This window comes from Asaia sp. W19 (assembly GCF_003994335.1).
In the GTDB taxonomy this organism is placed as follows: Bacteria; Pseudomonadota; Alphaproteobacteria; order Acetobacterales; family Acetobacteraceae; genus Asaia.
Window position 1 is genome coordinate 1 of sequence record NZ_PNQZ01000200.1, and the last position, 2,381, is coordinate 2,381.

General features: G+C 58.5%; 1 protein-coding gene and 1 pseudogene. One reads left to right on the forward strand and one right to left on the reverse strand.

What is annotated here, in order from left to right; all coding sequences use genetic code 11:
* Positions 1–1,661 (reverse strand): DUF342 domain-containing protein (locus C0V97_RS18005; protein WP_148114985.1); only part of this gene is annotated, 1,661 nt, incomplete at its 3' end.
* A 424-nt stretch (positions 1,662–2,085) separates the two neighbouring features.
* Between C0V97_RS18005 and C0V97_RS18010 the strand changes: the two are divergent.
* Positions 2,086–2,381 (forward strand): annotated as a pseudogene (locus tag C0V97_RS18010) (FkbM family methyltransferase); the annotation flags it as partial.

The following is a 2,381-nucleotide window of genomic DNA, read 5'->3' on the forward strand; positions in this document are numbered from 1 at the left end:
CCCCCGCTATCAAGCAGTCCCGACCCGCTATTGCCGATTTCGGCCTGGCTCACAACAGCACCCGCCTGGGCCGAGATCATACCAAACACCCCGGTCACATGCGCGTCGGAAACAACGGCATTGGCCCCGGAGGCATTGACCACACCATATGTGGTGATCTCGACACCAGTCAGGGAAGCGTTTTCTCCCACATAGACGCGTCCCTGCGATGTCACGGCATAATTGGTCGCATCGAAATTGGAGATATAAGCCGATCCATTGGAATTGACGCTGCCAACCCCGCCATCCCCCGCGGTATCGTTATAGCGGAGGCCGCCGCTATTGATCAGAGCCGACCCGCCCGAAAGCACGAGCGTCCCACTGGTAATGCCGCGTGAGTCGACAGCGCCTGCCGACAGTCCCGCGCGACCCGAATTGATCACCACCCCCCCATGGCTGCCCCCCGCCGTCAGCATGGTCCCGCCAGAGCCGACGATGGCCGTCCCGCCATCGCGCACCGCTGCGCTCGTCACGACACCCGATGTATCGACGATGGCACGACCACCCGCAGAAACGGCAGGCATGACACCGGTGCCCCCATTGCGTACCGTCAGCGTACCGCCGCTGAGCATGGTATCGTTGATGGAAACACCCCCTGATACCGCAGAGACGCGCCCCCCGGAGGAGACGACGGCGGAAACCGAACTCCCCCCCACAGAGGCCAGGATCGTACCTGAGGCACGGAGATGCGCGTCGCTCACCACGCCTCCGGAACTGACCTCAATCGTGCCGAACACCCCCGACACATCGGCCCCGATCACGGCGGCGCCCTCTCCTGCCACCGTCACGACGCCATAGGTCTGAACGGTCGCATTCGAGAACACGGCATGGTCCTGAACCCAGACCCTGCCCTGGGACGTCACGAGGTAATTGCCGGTTTCGATGCCTGAGACAAAGGCAGAGCCGTAAGCGCCGACGATGATAGAGCCGCCGTCCTCTGCGACCTCATTATAGCCTATGCCGCCACTGCCGATAATCGCGGTTCCGCCCGCGAAAACCTGCGTGCCGCTCGTGATTCCCCGCAGCGTATCGTTGCCCGCGGAGATGACGCCGTAATTGGACAAAATTCCACCGGAGCGAACAAGCGTGTCATATGCTGTTCCCCCGGAAGAAACGAGCGCGGTTCCGCCCTGTAAAATGGCAGCGCTGGTGCTGACCCCCTGATAATCGACAATAACCTTGCCGCCCGCGCTGATATTGGTGCGTGTGGCGCTCCCCTGATTCGCAACGGACATCGTCCCGCCGGCCCGTACGGTATCATCCAGCGAAACCCCACCCTGGATGGTTGACCCACGTCTGCCCAGATAAAGGCTCCCTCCGGAGGAGATGACGTTGGAGACTGACGATCCATTCTTCCAGACCGTGATGATACCGCCTGAGAGGACAGTATTGTTTTGCGCTATACTGGCGCCCCCTGAGATAGCCACATCGAGCTGACCGAGACGCGACAAAGTCAAATCGGAGGCAATGCCCGAAGAAAGCGCAATATATCCGCGCGATGTCACCTCACCGCCAGCAATGGTTCCGGCACTCGTCACGCGTACCGTGCCCAGAACCAGAACATCTTCAAGAACGGTACCGACCACGTTTGACGTGACCCCGCTCGAAACCACAGCAACCATGGAATCTTCTCCGGATTTATTTTAGTAATAATCCGGTCTGTCCGTTTCTTTACATTGACTCAAATCACGATTTTTTAAGATTTCAGACGATTTCAAACCGTCCATTTTGTACTTCTGAAACGTAGTCAAATAAAGGGATTGATTTAACACGGTAATTGTTTCGAAAATTCAAACTATGTGGGCGCTCCGCACAACCCTGAACCAGGCGACGACATAATTCGATAAAGTGAAAGCTTTCTTACTGCTTCGAGAATTGAGCCTTGGCAGGTTGGCGCACCTTCCGGGCAAGGCGCCCCTGCCTCGGGAGTCGCGGCGGCCATCCCGCCCCAAAACGGCTCCGCAGGCATGACAAGATGTGTCGGAACGGACAGAGAGGCAGGAACACCCCGTATAACGTGACTCACCAATGCGGAGCCCGCCCCCCATGACCTCACGTAAAACCGCCTTCATCCTTGCAAATGCCGATCATGGAACCATGATCGTCAACAGGCTCGACTTCAATCGGAATGAGAGCGCCAGCCTCAGCTACGGGGTCGGCTACAGCCTGCTTGAGGAGGGATGCTATGACCCCAATGACGTTCGGTGCCTCAAGAGTATCCTGAGCGTCCTGCGTCAGTTGAGGGGTGATGGCATCATGGCGCTCGATGTCGGCGCGAATATAGGCGTTCATACGCTCGAATGGGCCAGACACATGACTGGCTGGGGCTCGGTATTGGCGGT